This is a genomic window from Pseudoxanthomonas sp. JBR18, assembly GCF_028198165.1.
Classification (GTDB): Bacteria; Pseudomonadota; Gammaproteobacteria; order Xanthomonadales; family Xanthomonadaceae; genus Pseudoxanthomonas_A.
On the sequence record NZ_CP116339.1, the window covers coordinates 939,097 to 961,859 of the forward strand.

Annotated in this window: 18 protein-coding genes; 11 read left to right on the plus strand and 7 right to left on the minus strand. The window is 68.9% G+C overall.

Features of this window, described 5'->3' with window-relative positions:
* Positions 1-85 precede the first annotated feature (85 nt).
* Genes PJ250_RS04425 through PJ250_RS04450 form a run of 6 tightly spaced genes read left to right on the plus strand, consistent with a single transcriptional unit; the run spans position 86 to position 6,023 of the window.
* The gene (locus PJ250_RS04425; RefSeq protein ID WP_271647337.1) at positions 86-2,926 is read left to right on the plus strand and encodes a monovalent cation/H+ antiporter subunit A; all 2,841 of its coding nucleotides are present in this window, start codon (positions 86-88) and stop codon (positions 2,924-2,926) included.
* A complete protein-coding gene (locus PJ250_RS04430; protein ID WP_271647338.1) occupies positions 2,926-3,312 on the plus strand; it encodes a Na+/H+ antiporter subunit C in 387 nt (128 codons plus the stop codon). The genes PJ250_RS04425 and PJ250_RS04430 overlap by 1 nt, the downstream gene beginning before the upstream one ends.
* Positions 3,309-4,844, plus strand: a complete 1,536-nt coding sequence (locus PJ250_RS04435) for a monovalent cation/H+ antiporter subunit D (protein WP_271647339.1) — start codon at positions 3,309-3,311, stop codon at positions 4,842-4,844. Before PJ250_RS04430 ends, PJ250_RS04435 begins: the two co-directional genes overlap by 4 nt.
* Positions 4,844-5,329, plus strand: a complete 486-nt coding sequence (locus PJ250_RS04440; RefSeq protein ID WP_271647340.1) for a Na+/H+ antiporter subunit E — start codon at positions 4,844-4,846, stop codon at positions 5,327-5,329. Before PJ250_RS04435 ends, PJ250_RS04440 begins: the two co-directional genes overlap by 1 nt.
* Positions 5,326-5,610 (plus strand): K+/H+ antiporter subunit F, encoded by a 285-nt coding sequence (locus tag PJ250_RS04445; RefSeq protein ID WP_271647341.1) that lies wholly within the window; start codon positions 5,326-5,328, stop codon positions 5,608-5,610. Before PJ250_RS04440 ends, PJ250_RS04445 begins: the two co-directional genes overlap by 4 nt.
* Entirely contained in the window at positions 5,607-6,023 is a 417-nt protein-coding gene (locus PJ250_RS04450) for a Na+/H+ antiporter subunit G (RefSeq protein ID WP_271647342.1), read from the plus strand. The genes PJ250_RS04445 and PJ250_RS04450 overlap by 4 nt, the downstream gene beginning before the upstream one ends.
* Here PJ250_RS04450 and PJ250_RS04455 read toward each other — a convergent pair.
* The 7 genes from PJ250_RS04455 to PJ250_RS04485 all read right to left on the minus strand — a co-directional run bounded on the left by PJ250_RS04455 (position 5,947) and on the right by PJ250_RS04485 (position 15,897).
* Positions 5,947-6,897, minus strand: a complete 951-nt coding sequence (locus PJ250_RS04455; protein WP_271647343.1) for a sodium:calcium antiporter — start codon at positions 6,895-6,897, stop codon at positions 5,947-5,949. The genes PJ250_RS04450 and PJ250_RS04455 overlap by 77 nt on opposite strands.
* Positions 6,898-7,055: 158 nt before the next feature.
* Positions 7,056-8,303: a DUF819 family protein gene (locus PJ250_RS04460; protein WP_271647344.1), complete on the minus strand. Its 1,248-nt coding sequence runs from the start codon at positions 8,301-8,303 to the stop codon at positions 7,056-7,058.
* A gap of 57 nt (positions 8,304-8,360) precedes the next feature.
* Positions 8,361-9,638, minus strand: a complete 1,278-nt coding sequence (locus tag PJ250_RS04465) for an NAD(P)/FAD-dependent oxidoreductase (RefSeq protein ID WP_271647345.1) — start codon at positions 9,636-9,638, stop codon at positions 8,361-8,363.
* Positions 9,635-10,291, minus strand: coding sequence for a M15 family metallopeptidase (locus PJ250_RS04470; protein WP_271648522.1), 657 nt, complete (start codon positions 10,289-10,291; stop codon positions 9,635-9,637). Before PJ250_RS04470 ends, PJ250_RS04465 begins: the two co-directional genes overlap by 4 nt.
* 101 nt (positions 10,292-10,392) lie before the next feature.
* The gene (locus PJ250_RS04475) at positions 10,393-11,139 is read right to left on the minus strand and encodes an N-acetylmuramoyl-L-alanine amidase (RefSeq protein WP_271648524.1); all 747 of its coding nucleotides are present in this window, start codon (positions 11,137-11,139) and stop codon (positions 10,393-10,395) included.
* Between the two features lie 92 nt (positions 11,140-11,231).
* Positions 11,232-12,854, minus strand: coding sequence for a serine hydrolase domain-containing protein (locus PJ250_RS04480; protein WP_271647346.1), 1,623 nt, complete (start codon positions 12,852-12,854; stop codon positions 11,232-11,234).
* Between the two features lie 184 nt (positions 12,855-13,038).
* The gene (locus PJ250_RS04485) at positions 13,039-15,897 is read right to left on the minus strand and encodes a TonB-dependent receptor (RefSeq protein WP_271647347.1); all 2,859 of its coding nucleotides are present in this window, start codon (positions 15,895-15,897) and stop codon (positions 13,039-13,041) included.
* 471 nt (positions 15,898-16,368) lie between these two features.
* On the opposite strand from PJ250_RS04485, the gene PJ250_RS04490 reads away from it, so the two are divergent.
* The 5 genes from PJ250_RS04490 to PJ250_RS04510 all read left to right on the plus strand — a co-directional run bounded on the left by PJ250_RS04490 (position 16,369) and on the right by PJ250_RS04510 (position 22,673).
* Positions 16,369-17,844, plus strand: a complete 1,476-nt coding sequence (locus PJ250_RS04490; protein ID WP_271647348.1) for a C40 family peptidase — start codon at positions 16,369-16,371, stop codon at positions 17,842-17,844.
* Positions 17,841-18,938, plus strand: a complete 1,098-nt coding sequence (locus PJ250_RS04495) for a dipeptide epimerase (protein WP_271647349.1) — start codon at positions 17,841-17,843, stop codon at positions 18,936-18,938. The genes PJ250_RS04490 and PJ250_RS04495 overlap by 4 nt, the downstream gene beginning before the upstream one ends.
* Before the next feature lie 769 nt (positions 18,939-19,707).
* Positions 19,708-20,559: a MurR/RpiR family transcriptional regulator gene (locus PJ250_RS04500; RefSeq protein ID WP_271647350.1), complete on the plus strand. Its 852-nt coding sequence runs from the start codon at positions 19,708-19,710 to the stop codon at positions 20,557-20,559.
* A gap of 21 nt (positions 20,560-20,580) precedes the next feature.
* Positions 20,581-21,381, plus strand: coding sequence for a L,D-transpeptidase family protein (locus PJ250_RS04505; RefSeq protein WP_271647351.1), 801 nt, complete (start codon positions 20,581-20,583; stop codon positions 21,379-21,381).
* Positions 21,378-22,673: an APC family permease gene (locus PJ250_RS04510; RefSeq protein ID WP_271647352.1), complete on the plus strand. Its 1,296-nt coding sequence runs from the start codon at positions 21,378-21,380 to the stop codon at positions 22,671-22,673. The genes PJ250_RS04505 and PJ250_RS04510 overlap by 4 nt, the downstream gene beginning before the upstream one ends.
* Positions 22,674-22,763: the final 90 nt, after the last annotated feature.

Here is a 22,763-nt window from a genome sequence, read left to right on the forward strand (position 1 = left end):
GCAGGCCTGACCCCTTGGTCACGGACCGGCCTGGTGCGCGGCTGGTATCCTCCTGCGTTGCCCGCGCAACACCGCAATTCACCGCATGCCCCACGCCCTCGACCTGCTGCTGGCGCTGCCGTTCCTGATGGCCGCTGCCGTGGCCGCCGCGCATCGCCTGCCCCGCACCGCCCTCGCCTGGATCGCCGGGCTGGCGCCGCTGGTGGGCCTGGGCCTGCTCGGTTCGATCGCGCCGGCGGTCTTGCGCGGCGAAGTCCTGCACAGCCGCCACGATTGGCTGCCGCGCATCGGGCTGGAATTCTCGCTGCGCGTGGACGGCTTTGCCTGGATGTTCGCTCTGCTGGTGCTGGCCATCGGCGCGCTGGTGATCATGTACGCGCGCTACTACCTGAGCGCGAAGGACTCGGTGCCACGCTTTCTGGCCTTCCTGCTGCTGTTCATGGGCGCGATGCTGGGCGTGGTGGTGTCGGGCAACCTGCTGCTGCTGTGCGTGTTCTGGGAGTTGACCAGCCTGACCTCGTTCCTGCTGATCGGCTTCTGGTCGCACCGCAAGGACGCGCGCGACGGCGCGCGCATGGCCCTGGTGATCACCGGCGGCGGCGGTCTGGCCCTGCTCGGCGGTGTGCTGCTGATCGGCCGGGTGGTGGGCAGCTTCGACCTGGATGCGGTCCTGGCCGCGGGCGACACCTTGCGCGCCAGCCCGCTGTATCCGTGGGCGCTGTGCCTGGTGCTGGGCGGGATCTTCACCAAGAGCGCGCAGTTCCCGTTCCACTTCTGGCTGCCGCAGGCGATGGCCGCGCCGACCCCGGTCTCGGCCTACCTGCACTCGGCCACAATGGTCAAAGCCGGCGTGTTCCTGCTGGCGCGCCTGCATCCGGCCCTGGCCGGCACGGACCTGTTCTTCTATCTGGTCACCACGATCGGGGCGATCACCCTGCTGGTGGGCGCGTGGAACGCAATCTTCGAACATGACATCAAGGGCCTGCTGGCGTATTCGACCATCTCCCATTTGGGCCTGATCACGATGCTGTTCGGCCTGTCCACGCCGCTGGCGGTGGTGGCCGGCGTGTTCCACATCCTCAACCACGCCATCTTCAAGGCCTCGCTGTTCATGGCTGCCGGCATCATCGACCACGAGTGCGGCAGCCGCGACATCCGTCGCCTCGGTGGCCTACGGCGACTGATGCCCTTCACCAGCGCGCTGGCGATCATCGCCTCGCTGTCGATGGCGGGTATTCCGCTGCTCAACGGGTTTTTGTCCAAGGAAATGTTCTTCGCCGTGGCGCTGGAGACCGAGGCGGCGCTGCCGATGCGCGTGTTCACCGGCATCGCCGCGCTGCTGGCCGGCGTATTGGGCGTGGCCTACAGCCTGCGCTTTGTCTACGAGACCTTCTTCGGCGACGGCCCGCGCGCGCTGGACACCACCCCGCACGAGCCGCCGCGCTGGATGAAGATCCCGGTCGAAGTGCTGGTGCTGCTGTGCGTGGCCGTGGGCATCGTCCCCGCGTTCACCGTCAGCTGGCTGCTGCGCGCCTCGGCCGGGGCGATCCTGGGCGATGCCCTGCCCGACTTCAGCCTGGCGATCTGGCACGGACTGAACTGGCCGCTGGCGATGAGCCTGGCCGGCGTCGTTGGCGGCATCGGCCTGTACCTGGGGTTGGCGCGCCTGCTGGACCTGCATGCCATCGTGACCCGCGCGATCGGCCGGGACATCTTCAAGCGCAACCTGGAATTCCTGTTCTTCGCCGGTAACCGCATCACCCATGCCCTGGCCAACGGCAGCCTGCAGCGCACCTTGATGTGGCTGGTGCTCAGCGCGCTGGTGGCCATGGCCGTGCCGCTGCTGGCCGACCCGGGCACGGCGCTGGCCTGGCGCGGCGGCTGGGACACGCCGATGACCTGGCCCGGCTGGGTGCTGTGGGTGCTGATGCTGGCCCCGGCCCTGGCGACCCTGCGCCTGCACCGCCATCGCCTGCTGGCGGTGGCCTGCATCGGCGGCACCGGCCTGGCGGTGAGCCTGAGCTTCGTGTTCCTGTCCGCGCCGGACCTGGCCCTGACCCAGCTGATGGTGGAGATGGTGACCCTGGTCCTGATGCTGCTGGCGATGAACTACCTGCCCGAACACTCGCCGCGCACCACGCACCTGCCACGGCGCCTGCGCGACGGCGCCATCGCCCTGGCCTGCGGCGCGGTGGTCGGCGCGCTGGCCTGGGCGATGATGCTGCGTCCGCGCGACACGGTGGCCACCGAAATCCTGCAGCGCTCGCTGCCCGAAGCCTGGGGTCACAACGTGGTCAACGTGATCCTGGTGGACTTCCGCGGGTTCGACACCTTCGGTGAGATCACCGTGTTCGCCATCGCCGCCCTGGTGGTCCATGCCCTGCTGCGCCGCGCGCGGCTGGCGCCGGAACGGCACATGTCCGGCGGGCCGGTGGACCTGTCCATCCCGGTCAGCCTGATGCAGGTGATCGCGCCGATGGTGGTGGCGATCTCCTTCTACCTGTACCTGCGCGGCCACAACGCGCCCGGCGGTGGCTTCATCGCCGGCCTGGTCCTGGCCGTGCCGCTGCTGATCCAGTACGTGCTGCAAGGCGCGCGCTCGGTGGAATCGCGCTTCGGCTTCGATTTCGTGCGCACGATCGCCATTGGCGTGGTGATCGCGCTGGCCAGTGGGGCGGCCTCGCTGGTGTTCGGCGTGCCGTTCCTGACCAGCGGACACCTTGAACTGCATCTGCCGCTGATCGGCGAGGTGGAGTTGGCCAGCGCGATGGCCTTCGACACCGGGGTGTACCTGGTGGTATTCGGCGGGGCGATGCTGATGCTCTCGATGATGGGCACGGTCAAGCCCTCGCGCTCGCGCAAGACCCAGCGCGGCATCGTCGATGCGCAAGGCCGCTCGGACTTCACCGGCGAGGAGGCCTCCTGATGGAACTGGCACTGGCCACGGCCATCGGCGTGCTGACCGCGGTGGCGGTCTACCTGATGCTGCGTGGGCGCACCTTCGACGTGATCCTGGGGCTGACCTTCCTGTCCTATGCGACCAACCTGTTGATCTTCGCCGGCGGCCGCCCGGTGGCCGGGCAGGCGCCGATCGTGCAAGGCGATGGCCCGGTCGACCTGGCCCACTACACCGACCCCCTGCCGCAGGCGCTGGTGCTCACCGCGATCGTGATTTCCTTTGCCATGACCGCGGTCAGCATCGTGCTGGCCATGCGCAGCCGCGCGGACAACCACAGCGATCACGTGGACGCGCAGGCGGTCGATCCCGAGCCCGAGGCCCGCACCGATCCACGCGGGAGCGGCCGCCGATGAGTCACCTGCCGATCCTGCCAGTGCTGATCCCCATGGCCGGCGCCGCCGTCTCGCTGATCGTCGAGCACCGCCGCTACGGCATGGGCGTGCGCCGCGCGGTGGCTTGGCTGTCGATGGCCGCCCTGGCGGTGGCCGTGGCGCTGTTGCTGGCCCGCACCGGCAGCGGTGAAGTGCAGGTCTACCTGCTGGGCGACTGGCCGGCGCGGCTGGGCATCGCGCTGATGGCCGACCGGCTCTCGGCCTGGATGCTGGGCACGACCTGGCTGCTGGCCGCGGCCTGCCTGCTGCATGCCTGCGCCGGCTGGGACCGGCGCGCGCCGCACTTCCACGCGCTGTTCCAGTTCCAGCTGGTGGGCTTGAACGGGGCGTTTTTGACCGGCGACATCTTCAACCTGTTCGTGTTCTTCGAGGTGATGCTGATCGCCAGCTACGGCCTGCTGCTGTCCGGCGGGCGCGGGCTGCGGCTGCGCAACGGTTTCCACTACGTGGTGTTCAACATCACCGCCTCCTCGCTGTTCCTGATCGCCCTGGGCCTGATCTACGGCCTGCTGGGCAGCCTGAACATGGCCGAGCTGTCCGCGCGCATCGCCCAGGTGCCGGCGGAGAACCTGCCGCTGGTCAAGGCCGCCTTCGGCCTGCTGCTGGTGGTGTTCTGCGCCAAGGCGGCGCTGCTGCCGCTGTACCTGTGGCTGCCGGAAACCTACGCCCGCGCGCCGGCGGCGATCTCGGCGCTGTTCGCGATCATGACCAAGGTCGGGCTGTACGCGGTGCTGCGCGTGTCCACGCTGCTGCTGGGCACCGGCGCCGGAGCCCTGGCCGGCTACGGGCAGCGCTGGCTGCTGGTGCTGGGCGCGGCCACCCTGGTGGTGGCGGCGCTGGGCGTGCTGGGCTCGGCGCGGCTACGGATGATGATCGGCTACCTGGTGGTGTGGTCGGCCGCCACGCTGTTCGTGTGCTTCTCGCTGGGCCAGGCCGGCACGATTGCCGCTGGCCTGTACTACCTGGCACACAGCTGCTTCACCGCCGCGGCGCTGTTCCTGATCGCCGACCTGATCCGGCGCCGCCGCGGCGCGGCCGATGACGACAAGTCGATCATCGCCCCGCTGCCGGGGCGGACCCTGCCGGGCGTGCTGTTCCTGATCGCGGCGGTGGCGGTGGCCGGCCTGCCGCCGCTGTCGGGCTTCCTGGGCAAGGTCGCACTGCTGGCCGCCACCCCGGCGCGCGACACCGGCCTGGTCTGGGCAACGGTGCTGCTCAGCAGCCTGCTGGTCATCGTCGGCATCAGCCGCGCCGGCGTGCGCCTGTTCTGGCGCATCCCGGCCAACCTGGAAGAGGCCGGCGTGCACACCGAGGCGCCCGCACGCCCGGCCGAGACCGCCGCGGCGGTGTTCCTGCTGGGCTGCGTGCTGGCCATGAGCTTCCTGGCCGAACCGCTGCTGTCCTTTGCCGATGCCGCCGCCGCGCAGCTGCTCGACGCCGGCGCCTACACCGACCAGGTGCGCGCGCACCTGCCGACGATGCGGAGGCCGTGATGTCGCGCTGGCTGCCTTCCTGGACGCTGAGCCTGGGGATCCTGGGGTTCTGGCTGCTGCTCAACAACAGCCTGTCCCTCGGCCACGTGTTGCTGGGCCTGGCGCTGGGGCTGGTGATCCCGCTGGCCTGGAAACGCATGGATGCCGAGGCCTGCCCGACCGGCTCGCTGCGTCCGGTGCCGCTGCTGGCGCTGCGCTTCGGCTGGGACATCCTCAAGTCCAACCTCACCGTCGCCGCGCAGGTGCTGGGGCGCGAGTCGCGCCTGCACCCGGATTTCGTCTGGGTGCCGCTGGACATCACCAACCTGCGCGGCATCTCGGTGCTGGCCAGCATGATCACCCTGACCCCGGGCACGTTATCGGCCTCGCTGACCGACGACCGGCGCTTCCTGCTGGTCCACGCGCTGCACGTGGACGATGCCGACGCGCTGGTGGCCGAGATCAAATCGCGCTACGAGACCCCGCTGAGGGAGGTGTTCCCATGAATCCTGCAGATCTGCTGGACGGCGCGATCCTGCTGTCGATGGGCGTGGTCGGCCTGGCCATGCTGCTGAGCCTGTGGCGGCTGGTGTTCGGCCCCACCGTGCCGGACCGCATCCTGGCCGCCGACACGCTGTCGGTGACGGCCATTGCCGAACTGATGCTGCTGGGCATGCGCCTGGACTCGACCGTGTACTTCGAGGCCGCGCTGGTCATCGCCATGCTTGGCTTCGGCAGCACGGTGGTGCTGAGCAAGTTCGTGCTGCGCCGGGACATCGTCGAATGAGCGCCGTGCTGGAGATCGCCCTGGCCGTGCTGCTGGTGGCCGGCAGCTTCTTCATCCTGGTCGGCGCGCTGGGACTGGTGAAGCTCTCGGACGTGTTCCGCCGCCTGCACGCGCCGACCAAGGCCAGCACCCTGGGCGTGGGCTGCGTGCTGCTGGCCTCGATGGGCGAGCACCTGCTGCGCGGCGAAGGCCTGCAGCCGCGCGAGCTGCTGATCACCGTGTTCCTGTTCATGACCGCGCCGATCAGCGCGCACCTGATCGCCAAGGCCGCGCTGGCGCTGATGCCGCGCTTCGCCCCGCCGCCTCCGCCGGCCGATCAGCCAGACCGTGCGCGGCTCACTGCAGCCAAGCCAGCTCCAGCACCAGCCAGCCGGCAAACGCCAGCAGCAGTACCGCGGCCTCGCCACGACTGACCCGCGCATCGCCGCGCAGCATCGGCACCAGCACGATGGCCAGGGCGATCGCCGCCGGCAGCTCCAGCTTCACGAACGAGGCCGGCAGCGCCAGCGGCGCGATGACGGCCATGCCGCCGACCACCACCAGCAGGTTGAACACGCTCGAGCCGATCACATGGCCCAGCACCATGTCGCCCTGCCCGCGCCGGGCGGCGACGATGGCCGCGGCGACCTCCGGCAGCGCGGTGCCGATGGCCACCGGCAGCAGGCCGGCCATCAGCGGCGTCAGCCCGAGCGAAGGCGCCAGCTGCAGCATCGCGGCGACCACGTCGCGTGCGCCGTAGCCCAGCAGCACCGCGCCGATCAACAGGCGCAGCAGGTTGAGCCAGGTCACCGTGCGAGTCGCCGCATAGGCGTCCACGCCGTCGCGCACGCCGGCGGCCTCGCCACGGCCCATCACCACCACGCGCACGACCACCACGACGAAGCCGACCAGCAGCAGGCCGCCTTCCAGGCGGTTGATGGTCCCGTCCAGGCCGAACACCATCAGCAACAGCGACCCGGCGATCAGGACCAGCAACAGGGGCAGCAACAGCCGCAGGCGCACGACCACCGCCCCGGCCATCGCCGCCAGCGGCAGGGTCAGGCCCAGGTTGACCAGGTTGGAACCGACTGCGTTGCCCAGCGCCAGTTCCGGCTGGCCGTGCAGCAGCGCCGCGGCGTTGACGAACAGTTCCGGCAGCGAGGTGCCGAAGGCCATCAGCAGCAGGCCGGCGGTGAACGGCGTCACGCCCAGCTTCTGCGCCAGGCCGGATACGCCCTTGACCAGCGTGTCCCCGCCCAGCGCCAGCAGCACCAGGCCCAGCACGAACAGTCCCCAGGCATCGAGCATCACACGCATCCCCTCGTCAGGCGTGGGCCGATTCTAGGGCGTGTCATCAATTCCCGGATAGGCCGCGTTGGGTCTGCAAGGCTGTCAGCTAAAGCCGCGTCACGACAGATGGCGGCTTTGCAGGCCCAACCCGAAGGGTCGCTCCTATGTGCAGAGCCTCAGCCGGCGCCGGCCATCGCGCGCAGGCCGATGCCGACCAGATAGGCCAGCAGTGTGCCGGTGGCGTAGCCCATCGTGCCCAGCAGCACGCCCACCGGCGCCAGGGCCGGGTGGAAGGCCGCGGCCACCACCGGTGCCGAGGCCGGGCCGCCGATGTTGGCCTGCGAGCCCAGCGCGAAGTAGAACAGCGGCGCCTTGAGCAGCTTGCCCAGCGCGAACAGCACCACGATGTGCACCGCGATCCAGATCACCGCCAGCACCAGCAGCCACGGCCGGTCCAGCAGCGCGCCGATCTCCATCTGCATGCCGATGCAGGCGATCAGCACGTACAGCAGCAGGGTGCCGATCTTGGATGCACCGACGCCATCGAGCCGGCGCGCCGGGGTGAAGCTCAAGGCCAGCCCGCCCACCGTGCACAGCAACACCACCCACACATAGGGCGAATCCAGGCTGGCCGCGTGCGCCCAGCGATACGGTGCGAACAGTCCGGCCAGCCACGGCGCCACGCCGTGGGCCAGGCCGACCGCGCCGAAGGCCACCCCGACGATCAGCATGTAGTCGGTCAGCGTGGGGATGCGCGCATGCTGGGCGCTGTAGTCGGCCAGGCGCCGCTGCAGGTCGTCGATGGCCGAGGTATCCGCGCCGGAGCGCGCGTCGATCTGCTTGGCGCGCCCGGCGATGAAGATCAGGAACGCCATCCACACATAGCCCACGCCCACGTCGAGCACCGCGAACTGGCCGAACACCGTGGCGTCGACGTCGAACATCTCCTTCATCGCCACCATGTTGGCGCCGCCGCCGATCCAACTGCCGGCCAGCGCGGCCATGCCGCCCCAGGTGTCGCCGGCCACGGTGGCCGCGTGCAACTTGCTCATCAGCCAGAACGAGAAGAACGCGCCGGCCATGATGCTGGCCGAGGCGCCGAAGTACATCGCCAGCATCCGCCAGCCCAGGCGCAGCACCGCCTTCAGGTCGATGGTCATGGTCAGCAGCACCAGCGAGGCCGGCAGCAGCACGCGGCTGGCGACCGGGTTGTAGAGCTGGCTGGACGCACCGTCGATCAGACCGATGGAATTGAAGATGCCGGGGATGAAGTAGCACAGCAGCAGCGGCGGCACGACGGCGTAGAACTTCTTCCACGGGCCCGACGGGCGCGCAGCGGTCCAGAACACGAACGCCAGCGTGGCGGCGATCAGGCCGAACAGGACGATGTCGTTCTGGATCAGGGCGGGGTGGTCGGTGGGCATGGCGGGGTCATGGTACGGAAGAAGGAAACGCACCACCTGTCGCGGTGGACAGGGGGCTCATGCGGCGGCCCGCTCCTGGGCGAAGCGCGACAAGGCGTACGGGGCCAGGTCGATGCCGGTCGGCTGGCCCAGCATCGCCCGGGCCATCAGCTGGCCGCTGATCGGCCCCTGGGTCAGGCCGAGGTGACCGTGGCCGGTGGCGATCCAGATGCGTTCGTCGGGCACGCGATCCAGCACCGGCAGCGAGTCCGGCGTGCACGGCCGGTGGCCGGCCCAGCGCCCCTGCGCGCGTCCGGCCAGGGTCGGGAACAGCTGCCGGGCCTGCGCATCGAGGCGCTCGATCAAGCCGTAGCGCGGCGGTCGGTCCAGGGCGGTCAGCTCCTTGATGCTGGTCATGCGCAGACCGGCCTGCATCGGCGAGATGACCAGGTAGCGCTCGGCCCACAGCGTTGGGCGATAGACGATATCGGGCTGCTGTGGGTACATCAGGTGGTAGCCGCGGGCCGGGATCATCGGCAGGCGCACGCCGAAGGGGCGCAGCAGCGCCGCGCTCCAGGCGCCCGCGGCGACCACCACGTCGGCCGCATGCACGGCGCCGCGCGCGGTCTCCACCCGGTAGTGCGCGCCATCGCGCGCGATGGCCCCGACCTGCGCGATGTGCGCGTGCGCGCCTTGGCTCAGTAGGTGTTGGAACAGGCGACGGCACAGTTCGCCCGGGTCGCGCAGCGCCAGCGCCTCGCGCTGGAACACGCCATGGACGAAGCGTCCTCCCAGCTTGGGTTCCAGCTGGCGCAGCTGGGGGCCGTCGAGTTCATCGAAGACCACCCCGCGCTCGCGCATCAGCGCCCGCGCCCAACGCGCCCCGGCATAGGTTCCCGGGTCGCTGTAGACGTGCAGATAGCCGCTGTGTCCGATCAGGGCCTGCGCCCCGATGGCCTCGGCCAATTCCAGCCAGGGTGCCCGCGCGGCGGCGTTGAGCGCATGCAGCGCGTCGGTCACCTCGCGCATGCGCCGCGCGTTGCCATCGCGCACGAAGCGCAGCAGCCAGCCGGCCCAGCTGGGGCAGGCGGCCCAGTCCAGCTTCAACGGTGCCAGCGGACTGGCGAGCATGCGCAGCGCCTTCCAGGCGATGCCCGGAGTGGACTGCGGCAAGACGTTGCCGACCGAGATCGAGCCGGCATTGCCGAACGAGGCCTGGGCGCCCGGACCGGCCGCATCGATGAGCACGCAGGACACCCCCTGACGCTGAAGCTGCCAGGCGGTGGACAAGCCGACGATGCCGCAGCCGATCACCGCGACATCGGCGGTCCGCAGATGGGCGAGCGGCGGACTCACCGGATCGGCACGTCGTAAGCCGTGCGCGGCGTCGGCTCCGGGCGCAATGTGTAGTGCCACCACTCGCTGGGATAGTTGGCGAATCCTTCGCTGCGCATGGCCTGCAGCAGCAGGCGCCGGTTCGCGCGCTGGTCCGCGTTCAACCCGGGCGCCTCGGTATGCGCGCGGGGATCGAAGAAGTCGAACGGCGTGCCCATGTCCAGCTCGGTGCAGCGCCCTTGCGCGCAACGCACCAGGGTCAGGTCGACGGTCGCGCCGCGGCTGTGGCCGGAGACTTCGGCCACGTAGCCGTCGGGGATGATCCGGGCCTTGTCCAGGCCAGGATAGAACTCGGCCTTCATCGCCTGGTCGTCCGGATCGCCAGCCCAGCGCACGAAGTCCTGCACTGCGCGGACGGGGCGGTAGCAGTCGAACACCTTCAGCCCCAGGCCCTGCCCGCGCAGCCCGGCCTGGACCCGGGCCAGCGCACGCGCCACCGGCGCCAGCAGCAGGCACTTGGGCGCCTGGTAGCCGGCCACCGGGCGTCCGGTGAAGTTGTGCGCGCCCGCATAGCGGATCTCCAGCTGGACATCGGGGGCCACCGTGGTGATGTCCACCAGCTCGGCCTGCGCGGCGGTGGTGGCCGGCGAGACCCGCACCCTATCGGCCGCCATCGCACCCGTGGCCGTCAGCAGCGCCGCCAGCCCCAGGACCGCACGTCCGAGGCGGCGGCCCCAATCCGCTGCCGGCCTGGATGGCCTGGCGGCCGCGCGCATCACATGCCGTCCTCGGGGGCGCCCGCATCCGGCGGTGGCCGGGTCAGGTCGTAGAGGATGCGCAGGTCCTCGGCATCCAGGCTCCTGCCCTCCATGCCGCGGAAGTGGTGGTGGAAGGACTGCACCGTGTCACCGCGATTGGTCAGCGGATAGCCCAGCTCGGCCAGCGCGCGCCATGGGTCGAAGTCGGCCGGCGCCGGCGGCGCATCCGGGTGCGGCCAGCGGCCGAAGCCCGCATCGGCCAATTGCTTCCACGGAAACAGCGGGCCCGGGTCGATCTTGCGGCCCGGCGCCAGGTCTTCGTGCCCGATGATCGCCGTGCGCGGGATGTGGTGGCGCTTGCACAGGTCGTCCAGCAGCACGATCAGGCTGTCGATCTGGGCCTGGGCGAACGGCGACTGACCATCGTTGTCCAGCTCGATGCCGATCGAGGCCGAGTTGACGTCGCTGATGGTGCCCCAGTGCCCGGCGCCCGCGTGCCAGGCACGACGATCGTCGCTGACCAGCTGGTAGCGCTTGCCGTCGCTGCCGATCAGGTAGTGCGCGCTCACCGGCCCCTTGCTGTTGGCGGTCTTGAGCGTCTTGAGGCTCTGCTGGACCGCGTCCTGGCTGGTGAAATGGATGACGATGAGCTGCGCCCCACGCTTGTTCTGGTTGGGAGAGGGCTCCCACTGCGCCAGGGGATTCCTGGCCGGCAGATTGGCGCAAGCACTGAGCATCAGCGTGGCCAACAGGGCGCCGCCCATGGCCAGGGCCCGGCGTGGCGACAGGCCGGTGCGGAGGGTCGAGGGTCTGGAAGTCATCGGCGTTGGGGCTCTTGCGGGACGGGAAAGACGATTCACGGCGCCGGGCATGGCCCGGTGCGGCGCAGGTGCAGGTCCGGGTAGTCGTAGCTGAAGTCGGCATCGGGATTGATCGCGGACATCGCCAGCGCGACGACCTGCCCGTTGCCTTCCACATCCAGCCACGGCTCGGCATCGACGCTGGGGTCGGTCCAGTCCACCATCAGGCGCTGGCCCACGCGCAGCACCGTGCCGTGCATGCGCGGCGACTTGGCCGAGCGCCACTGCACCTGGCCATCGACCGGGCACACGCTGACATCACCGAACCAGGCATCGTGATACAGGCCAAGCACGCGCCCGGCATCGTCCGGCGCCACCGGCTTGCGCGAGGACGTATCGGGCACCGGCGCCGGCGCGGCCGCCTTGGCCTCGGCGCGCGACTGCGCCAGCAGCCCCGCATAGTGGTCCACATCCAGCACCTGGCCCGGCTGGGTGTAGAGCTTGGTCAGGGCCTCGGTCAGCGTGGTGCGCGCCTCGCCGCCCTCGCCGTTGATCAGCACCACGAAGCCGGCATGCAGGTCCGGCAGCAGGGTCAGCGAGGAATACATCCCCATCAGCGTGCCGGTATGGGCCACGCGCCACTGGCCGTCCACGTCGGACAAACGCCAGGCATAGCCGTAGCCGTACAGATGGGTGCCATCCCAGTCGCGCATCTGGCGCGAGATCGGCATGGGCGTGTGCAGCGACCACAGCGCCTGACGCTGGGTGGCCGACACCCACGGATGCGGCGTGTCGGTGTCCAGCCACATGCGCGCCCAGATGGTCATGTCGTGCAGGCTGCAGCGGATGCCGCCGGCCGCCATGGACGGGGTATCGGGGATGGTCGCCGCGTCCTCGCGCACCACCACATTGTGGTTGTCCTGGCGCATATGCGGTTGGGCCACGTTGCCGACCGCGTCGCGGTCGAACGCGCCCACTTGGCAGCGGTCCATACCCAGCGGCCCGAACACCTGCTCGCGCACCAGCTGGTCGTAGGGCTTGCCGCCGGCCGCGGCGGCCACCTGCCCGGCCACCACGTACATCAGGTTGTCGTAGGCGTAATGCGCGCGGAAGCTGTGGGTCGGCTTGAGGTAGGCCAGCCCACGCACGATGTCCTCGCGGGTGAAGGCATTGGGCTCGGGCCAAAGCATCAGGTCGCCGGCGCCTAGGCCCAGGCCGCTGTTATGGATCAGCAGGTCGCGCACCTGGATGTTGCGCGTCACCCACGGGTCGAACATACGGAACTGCGGCAGGTACTTGGTCACCAGGTCGTCCCAGGCCAGCTTGCCTTCATCGACCAGCCGCGCCAGCAGCCCGGTGGTCATGGCCTTGGAGTTGGAGGCGATCTTGAACAGCGTGTCCGCGTCGATCCGTTCGCCACTGCCCGCGCGCGTTTCGCCTGCGGTGCGCTGGTAGATCACCTTGCCGTCCTGGACCACGCCCACCGCCAGTCCCGGCAGTTGGTAGCGCGCCATGGTCTGGTCGAACAAGGCATCCAACCGCGACTGCGCGGGCTGTGGCACCGCGGCGGCGGACGGGCCGGCCACGGCCATCAGGGTCAGCAGCCCTAGTGCGGCCAGGCGCCATCGGCTGGCGCGTGTCGGTACACGATGGCGGCGGTGCTGCGGGTGTGGATGCATGGGACAACCTCGTGGTCCGGCGCGCGGCCCTGTCGATTCACCACGCGCCAACTAAATTATTCCAAGAAGATATCGTTTATGGAATTTTTATTCCAACCCCTGCGCGATGGACATGGCAAGGCCCGCCGAAGCGGGCCTTGCGCGCGGGGGCGATGTTCGCGCCCTTCAGGCCGATCAGCGAGCGCTACAGGAACTTGTAACGCACGTTGAGGGTGTACGCACGGCCACGCGGGTCGGCCACGCGCGGCTCCCAGCCCGCGCCGGCGGCATAGTCGTTCATGTGCGCGGTGAACGGCGGGTCGGTATCGAACAGGTTCTTGATGCCGAAGGTCACATCGATGTTGTGGAAGCCCTTGTAGCTGACGCTGTAGTTGTAGGTGGTGTAGCTGGACACGTCCGGATCCCAGTTCGGCGGGATGTAGGTGCCGTTGCGCACGCTGATCGGCTCTTCGTCCTTGTACCCGTCACGGAAGATCTGGGTCAGCATGTGCGACCAGTCGCCGCGCTGGTAGGCCACGCTCAAGGTGTGCTTCCAGCGGATCGGCAGACTGTAGTAGCGCACGTACTCGCCGACCAGATTGTCGGTGTACGGCAGGGTCTCCAGGTCCTTGGTGCGATAGGTGTCCAGGTAGCTGCCGTTGAGGTGCACGCGCCAGTCACCGCCAAGCACGTCGTCGAAGGTCAGGTTGACGTCGGTCTCGATCCCGCGCATCAGGCTGCCGCCGGAGTTGATGTAGCGCTGATCGATGGCGGTGATGTTGCCGTTGGCGTCGCGGATGAAGTTGTCGGCGAAGGTGTCGTAGTTCTCCACCAGGGTGTCGATGGAGATGCCCGAGCGGATGGTCTTTTCGCGCTTGATCTCCCACCAGTCCACGCTCATGTTGAACCAGTCGACCGGGGCGATGACCACGCCCAGGCTCTTCTGCCGGGACTCTTCCGGATCCAGGTCCTTCTTGCCGCCGGTCAGCAGGTTGGGCTGGATCGCCTCGCAGCCCGGGGTGCTGGTATCGGCCACGCCGCCTGGGCAGGTCGCCGGGTCGGCCAGGTCCAGGCCGGTGTAGGGGCTCTCGGCCTCGCCGTAGAACATCTGGTTGAAGGTCGGCACCTTGAAGCCGGTGCTGTAGGCACCGCGGAAGGCCAGCGCATCGATCGGCTGCCACTTGAAGGAGAACTTGGGATTGGTGGTCCCGCCGAAGCCCTCGTAATGGTCGTAGCGACCGGCCAGGGTCACATCCAGGGTGTCGAGCACCGGCAGATACAGCTCGGCGAACACCGCCTTGGTATCGCGGCTGACCTTCTGCAGGACGTTGCCGTTGTCGAACGGCGCCAGGTAGATGCCTTCGTCCTCGCCGGTCTGGTTACCGCCGAACTCGTACTCCTCGCGGCGCAGATCAATGCCCGTCGCCAGCTGCGCCTCGCCGCCGTACAGGCTGAAACCCAGGCCGCCGGACACGCTGGCGTCCAGGCTGGTCATGGTCGAGGTGCCGCCGTAGAGCTCCACGCCGTTGGCCGAGGCGGCGGCCAGTGCGGCCATCGCCTCCTCGGACTGCGCCTGGCCCGGCATCAGGAACGGATTGAGCAAGCCACTACCCAGCACGTCCTTGAGCTTGCTGGTGTAGTAGTAACCGCCTTCAAGACGCGAGGTCGACTTGCTCGACGCGCGCGACAGGCCAGCGGTGTAGTCCCAGCTGCCCAGCGAACCATCGAAGCCCAGCAGCAGTCGGTAGGACTTGGTATTGGTGGAAATCTCGCGCGGTCCGCAGGCCATGCAGCGCCAGCGATAGGCGATCGGCGCGCCGTAGGACAGCTGGCCAGGCCCGAAATACGAGGCCAGCTGGTCGTAGATCGCGTCGTAGGCCTCGCCGGTGCTCGGGTACCAGGTGGTGGCATCGAAGGTGCTGCCGGGCGAGATCTGGTACGGCTCGAAGCGCTTCTGGGCATCGACTTCCGAGCCGGTGAACTCCACGTACATCTGGTGCTGGTCGCCGAGCTTGAAGGTCGCCCGGCCGATCACATCCTTGCTCTCCACCGGCTGCTGGATCACCGCGGCGGCCGGATAGTCGTAGGCGCAGGCATAGCGCGCCGAGGGCACGCCCCACAGCACGTTGTCGTAGGGCCCCATCAGGTCGCTGCCGGTCTCGCAGCCCGCGCTGCCGGGCAGGTCCAAGGGATTGATGTACTGCTGGGTCGAGCCATCGGCCGGATCGGTCAGGCCGTTGCCAATCAGCGAATCGGCCCGGTTGGCGACCGTCGCGTACGGGGTGCCGCGCGTATCCGGGGATAGACCGCGATCGGGCTGGAACCCGTTGGAGAAATCGCGGTCGGTGCCGCGCAGGAGCTCGTCCTTGCGGTAGCTGAAGCTGGCCCAGGCGTTCCAACCGTCGGTGTCCAGGTCGCCGTGGCCGACCAGCAGGCTGCCGCGGTAGATGTTGCCGCCACCGTCCTCGGTCGCATCGACCATGCCGTTGACTTCCGCCCCCTGGTAATCGGTGCGGGTAATGAAGTTGATCACGCCGCCGATGGCGTCGGTGCCGTAGATGGCCGAAGCGCCGTCGCGCAGCACTTCGACCCGCTCGATCGCGGCGAAGGGAATGGAATTGAGATCCACCACCCGGCCCTTGAGACCGTGGGCGGCCACGCGGCGTCCGTTGAGCAGCACCAGGGTCGCGTCAGCGCCCTGTCCGCGCAGGTTGGCTGCCGACACGCCATTGTTGCCGCGCTGGTCCACGCCCGAGACGATGCCCGCGTTGCTGGCCAGGTTGTCCGAGCCATTGCCGGAGATGTTGAGGTAGCTCATCAGCTGCTCGGCCGAGCTGATGCCCTGCGCGTCGATCTCCTCCTTCTTGATGATCGTCACCGGCAGCGCGGTCTCGATGTCGGTGCGCTTGATGCGCGAACCGGTGACCGTGACCTTGTCCAGGTTCTTGGCGTCGGTGTCCGACGATGCGGCGTCCTGTGCCGAGGCGATGCCCGGGAGAAGCAGGGCGGCGAGCAGGCCCACGGCCAGGCGGCTGGGGGCGGGCAAAACGGTAGGACGACGCATGTGCGGATCTCCTGCAAGGTTTGGATGGATGGCGCAAGCGCTTCCCAGGCGCCGCGCGTGGACGACCGCCGGTCCACTCCCCATGACAGTTCCGCGCTGCGGGCAGCGCCGTGTGCGCATCGGCGCCACGGCCCCTTGGGGCCCCTTACATCGCGTGTCATCACATGGCGCCGACGCCGCCATGTCATCGCTGTGTAGCACGCAAAAAAAACCCGTGTCAATAAATTATTCCTGTTGCACAGACATTGCGGCATAGATATTCCCCGTGATGCCTGTCACGTTGTCGGACGGGATCCGGTTCAGGTTCGATGCCAGGGATGGGCAACCGGGCGCAGGATGCGACTTCGGTATCGTGGCCAGACGCGCCCGGTGGCGGCCTGCTCGGCGCGCGGCAACCGATAATTTATTCTTGCTTTTCGATTTCATCGGAATAAGTATTCCTTTATGTCAGCCCTCCGGAGCCTCCCCGCCATGTCCGGCCGCCCCTGTGCGGGGCGCCGCGTCGCGGCCCTGTCCCGCCATGCCTTCACCCTGTCCCTGCCCCTGTGGTTGCTGCTGGCCGCCGTGCCGGCCGCCGCGCGCGTGCCGGTGCCCCAGGTCCCCATCAACCCGGTCACTGGCGTCGTCGGCGTGGACCCGCCCAAGCTGACCCCGGCCTACTGGATTGCGCAGCAGGCGCACCCGGATCACCCGCTGCTCGATCGCGCCGGCATCGCCGCGCAGAACGCGCGGATGCGTGCCCAGGACCCGGCCATCCAGGACCTGCGGGCCCTGCCGGCGACCCTGCCGCGCGCAACCGTGATCGCCGAGATCGACGCGCTGTCCGCCGTCCCGTCGCGCACACTCTACGACCTGCACGGCCAAGTCCTCGACGCGGCAGCCATCGCAGCCCTGCGCGCGCGCCTGGCCCTGGACGCGATCCCCGACCAGCAGCCGGTGCGCTACGGCTTGGTCACCCGGCGCGCGGACCTGCGCACTTTCCCCACCGAGCAGCGGGTCTTCAGCAGCACGCAGGACCACGATATCGACCGCTTCCAGGAGTCGGCGCTGTTCCCCGGCGACGCGGTGGCGGTGCTGCACGAGAGCCGCGACGGGCAGTGGCTGTTCGTGACCAGCCAGCGCTACAGCGCCTGGATGGAGAAGCGTTTCGTCGGCATCGGCACACCGCAACAGGTATTCGACTACGGCGCCCACGGCCCGTACCGGGTGATCACCGGCGCCACCGCCAGCACGGTGTTCACCCCCGAACAGCCGCAGGTCTCGGACCTGCAGCTGGACATGGGCGTGCGCGTGCCGGTGCTGGCCGACTGGGACCCGACCCAACCGGTGAACGGCCAGATGCCCTACACCGGCTGGGTGATCCAGCTACCCATCCGCGATGCGGACGGTGGCCTGCAGCTGGTGCCCGCGCTGCTGCCGCGCACGGCCGACACCGCGGCCGACTACCTGCCGCTGACCCCGCGCCACCTGATCGAGCAGGCGTTCAAGTTCCTGGGCGAACGCTATGGCTGGGGGCATTCCTACGACACCCGCGACTGCAGCGGCTTCACCTCGGAGATCTATCGCGCCTTCGGCGTGCTGCTGCCGCGCAACACGTCCCAGCAGGCGGTCAGCCCCGCGCTGGACCGCATCGCCTTTACCAAGGACGACCCGGACAGCAAGCGCATCGCCGCTGTGCGGCAGCTGTCGGTGGGCGACATGGTCTACATCCCCGGCCACGTGATGGTGGTGCTGGGCCAGGCCGACGGGTTGACCTATGTCATCCACGACACCGAGGGCGGTGGCTGGGCGGGGCCGGATGGCCAGCGCGTGGCCGGGCACCTCAACGGGGTGTCGGTCACCCCGCTCGAGCCGATGCTGGCCAGCGACACCGCCAGCTACGTTGACCGCATCACCAACATCCAACGCGTGCGCCCGCCGCACGCTTCGACCAAGCAGGCCGAATGAAGATCACCGACATCCAGCTGGGCATGCTCCGCGTGCCGCTGAAGACGCCATTCAAGACCGCGTTGCGCACCGTGGATACGGTGGAGGACGTGGTGGTGCTGATCCGCACCGACACCGGCCACACCGGCTATGGCGAGGCGGCCGCCACCGCGGTCATCACCGGCGACACGCACGGCTCGATCATCGCGGCGATCGACACCTTCATCAAACCGCGCCTGATCGGCCAGGACGTGGCCAACCTCAACCACCTCACCGCCCTGGTGCAGTCGGCCATGGAGCGCAACACCAGCGCCAAGGCCGCCGTGGAAATCGCCTTGTACGACCTGTGGGCGCAGCTCTACGACGCGCCGTTGTACAAGCTGCTGGGCGGTGGCGACCCGGTGATCACCAGCGACATCACTATCTCGGTGGACTACATCGACAAGATGGTGGCCGACTCGCTGGACGCGCTGGAGCGCGGCTTCGAGTCGCTCAAGATCAAGGTCGGCAAGGACCTGGGCCTGGATATCGAACGGGTCAAGGCGATCCATGCCGCGGTCGAAGGCCGCGCCCTGCTGCGCCTGGACGCCAACCAGGGCTGGACCGCCAAGCAGGCGGTCTACGCCATGCAGAAGCTCGAGGACGCCGGCGTGGTCCTGGAGCTGCTGGAGCAGCCGGTCAAGGCGGCCGACATCGACGGGCTCAAATACGTCACCGACCGGGTCAACACGCCGGTGATGGCCGATGAGAGCGTGTTCGGACCCAGCCAGGTCTTCGACCTGATCAAGCTGCGCGCGGCGGACATCATCAACATCAAGCTGATGAAGACCGGCGGCATTTCCAACGCCATCCGCATCGCCGACATCGCCTCGCTCTACGGCGTGGACTGCATGATCGGCTGCATGATCGAGTCCTCCATCAGCGTGGCCGCCGCGGTGCATGTGGCGGTGGCCAAGGCCGGGGCGATCAGCAAGATCGATCTGGACGGTCCTTCGCTGGGCGCGTTCAACCCGGTCGTCGGCGGAGTGCTGTTCAACGAATCGGAGATCAGCATTCCGGATGCGCCGGGGTTGGGGATCCGCGAGATCCAGGGCCTGGAGCTGCTCGCGCCGTGAGGCTGTTACGTCATTTTCGGAGCAACACGATGCTCCACGGCCGTCGTCCCCGCGCATGCGGGAGGACGACGGAAGCCATTGCTGGAGCAGCCTTGGCAGTTGCCTCAGGTTATGCGGTTGCTGTTGCTTTTGCTGCCCCGCTTTTCCCCCTCCCCTCCGCAGCGGCGATGCCGACGGGCCAAACCCCGCAGGGGCGGCGCGCATGGATGCGCGACGTTTTCGGCCGGGGCAGGATGCCCCGTCCGGAAATTCCCGGCGGCAGCGCGGACCCGACGCGCGACGCGCGTTGGGCGCGAGGCCGGGGTGTGCTTTCTTTTGGTTACTTTTCTTTGCACAAGCAAAGAAAAGTGACTCGCGCCCGACAGGGCGTGAAACGCTCGGGTTTCTGCCTTCGCGAGAGACCGACTTCTTCCATGTGCGCAGGTGCCGTTGGCTCAACAGCTCAAGGAAAGGCTTTCACTTCCCTTCGGGGAGCGAGTTACCTTTCTTTGCTCGTGCAAAGAAACGTAACCCAAAGAAAGCACGCCCCAGCCTCCGCGCCCTGCGCGCCTGCGGCGCTCCGGGTCCGCTCCGCCGATGGGAATTTCCGGAAGGGGCATCCTGCCCCTGCCGGAAACGCCGCGCATCCATGCGCGTCGCCCCTGCGGGGTTTTGCCCACCGGCTGCGCCGCTACGGACGGGGACCGGCGACAGCCAAAAGCAGAACCAACAGCAACAGCAACAGCAACGTCGGGCAGCGTCCCTGATGCCACGCGGAGACCACGACCCCTTGCCGCCCCTGGTCAAAATCCGGTCCGAGCGCGACAGCATGTCGGCCATCGAACGCCGCATCGCCGACTACATCCTGGACAACGCCCACCTGCTGCGCGATTACTCGTCCCAGCAGTTGGCCAGCGCGCTGGGCATCAGCCAGTCCAGCGTGGTCAAGTTCAGCCAGAAGCTGGGCTTCAAGGGCTATCCGGACCTGAAGTACTCGGTCGGCCAGGCCGTCGCCCGGGGCGGTGGCCCGGCCCCGGCCTCGCCCGACGAACCGGAAGCCGTGGGCGATGCCTACACCCGCCTGGAGGAAAGCCTGCGTCGCAGCAAGTCCGCCGCCGAGGAGGAGACGCGCCTGCTCAACCCGCGCGACCACATCGAGCGCATCGTCGAGCGCCTGGACCGCGCGCAGAAGGTCTTCGTCTGCGGGTTGGGCGATGACGGCCTGTTCGCGCGCGAATTCGCCATGCGCCTGTCGCTGCTGGGCGTGCTGACCATCCACCATGCCGATCCGATCCTGATGATGACCAACGTGTCCTCGGCGCGGCCGGACGACGTGCTGATCCTGCTGTCCGAGTTCGGCAAGCTGCCCCAGCTCTCGCAGATCTCTCGCCAGTTCCAGGACGCCGGCGGCACCGTGGTCTCCATCACCCGGCACACCGCCAACCCGCTGCGCGCGCATGCCGACGCGGCACTGGTGGTCTCCGCGCACGATGCCGCCCCGCACATCGAGCAGCTGCTGTACCGCTCCTCGCTGCAGTACCTGCTGGACTTCGTGTTCGTCCTGCTGTGCCAGGCCAATCCCGACCGTGACCGCCAGCTGGCGATCAACCTGGAGCGGGTCCAGCACCTGCTTGATTCCTGACCCCTGCCCCCCGGAGCGCCCATGTCCACGAACCGCCCCACGCCGCTGTCCACCCTGCGTTGGCTGACCGTGGCCGCCGCGCTCGCCGCCGTGCCGGCCCTGGCCAAGCGCGCGCCCGCCGGCATCCCGCAAATGCAGCAGGCCCAGCAGCTGGTGGTGGTCACCACCGATGGCTGGGACGACAACCAGGGCACGCTGCGCACCTATGTCCGCAAGGGAGCCAAGTGGACCCTCGCCACCGCGCCCATCGCCGTGGCCATTGGCAAACAGGGCAGTGCCTGGGGCGATGGACTTTCGCCAGCGCAGTCCGACGGTCCGCAAAAGCGTGAGGGCGATGGGCGCAGCCCGGCCGGCGTCTTCGGCATCGGGCAGGCCTTCGGCTATGCGCCCACGGCCGACACCGCGCTGGACTATCACCAGATGCAGGCCAGCAGCTGGTGCGTGGACGTGCCCGACTCGCCGCTCTACAACCAGATCGTCGACGAAAAAGACGTCGGCGCGCAGGCGGTGGCCGGGGCCAGCGAGCACATGCGTCTGGACCTGCACAACGATGGCGATGTGCGTTACCGCCAGGGCTTTGTGATCGAACACAACGCCCAGGCCGTCCCAGGCCACGGTAGCTGCATCTTCGCCCACATGTGGCGCACGCCCGGCGAGCCCACCGCCGGCTGCACGGCGATGGAGCCGGCCAACATGGTCAAGTTGCAGGCCTGGCTGGATCCCAAGCGGCATCCGCTGTTCGTGCTGCTGCCCAAGGCCGAGTACGTGCGCCTGCAGCACGCCTGGTCGCTGCCGACGCTGACCGCGCAGGCCACCCCGTGAACGCCGCGCCTGCGGGCGAAGGCCAACTGGTCCGCGCGGTCAGCCGCTGGCAGATCGTCGGGCTGTCCATCAACGATGTCATCGGCAGCGGCATCTACCTGCTGCCGGCCGCCACCGTGGCGCTGATGGGCCCGCTGAGCCTGTGGGCGGTGCTGCTGGCCGGCATCGCCGTGGCCCTGCTGGTGCTGTGCTACGCGCAGGCCGCCAGTTACTTCGACGAACCAGGCGGCAGCTACCTGTACGCCCGCGAGGCCTTCGGACGCTACGCGGGCTTCCAGGTGGGCTGGATGATCTGGCTGACCCGCATCAGCTCGGCCGCCGCCCTGGGCAATGGCCTGGCCGACGCGGTCTCGCGTTTCTGGGCGCCGGCCGGCACCGGCGCCGGGCGCCTGTCCGTGGTCATCGGTTCACTGGCGCTGCTGACCCTCATCAACGTGGTCGGGGTGCGCTCGGCCGCCCGCACCGGCGTGGCCCTGGTGATCGCCAAGCTCGTGCCGCTGCTGCTGTTCGTGGTGGTCGGCCTGTTCTTCATGGACTGGGGCATGGCCTTCGCCGGCACCGCGCCGGACCTGGGCGACCTGCCCAACCTGGGCCAGGCCGCGCTGCTGCTGCTGTTCGCCTATGCCGGCTTCGAGAACATCCCGGCCGCGGCCGGCGAGTTCCGAAACCCGCGCCGCGACGTGCCCTTCGCGCTGATCACCATGATCACCCTGGTGACCCTGATCTACGCCGCCGTGCAGGTGGTGGCCATGGGCACCCTGCCCGGCTTGGCGAATTCGGCCACGCCACTGGCCGATGCGGCCAGCCGCTTCGGTGGCGAGGGCCTGGCGCTGGTGCTGACCGTGGGCGCGGTGGTGTCGATCCTGGGCACGACCAGCAACACAGTGATGCTGGGGCCACGCTTCCTGTTCGCCCTGGCGGCCGATGGCTTCGGGCCGAAGTTCATCGCACGCGTGCATCCGCGCTTCCGCACCCCGGCCGCGGCGATCATCGTCCAGGGCGTGTTGTCGGTGGCGCTGGCGCTGTCCGGCTCGTTCGAACAGCTGGCGCTGCTGTCGATGGTGACCCGCCTGCTGGCCTACATCGGCACGGCCGCCGCGGTGCTGGTGCTGGCCCGCCGCCATCGCGACAACCCCAATGCGCTGCGCCTGCCTGGCGGTCCGCTGATTCCGATCCTGGCGCTGCTGCTGACCCTGGGCCTGCTGTGCAGCGCCAGCCTGGCCAATTTGCTGGCCGTCGGCGCCGCGGTGGTGGTGGGCACGGCGATCTATCTGTTCCCGCGCAAGGCCTGAGGGGAACCCCACCTGTAGAGCGGAGCTTGCTCCGCTGGAGCTTTCCCGATGACGTCGAGAGGCAGCGGAGCTCGCTCCGCCGGGCTTTCC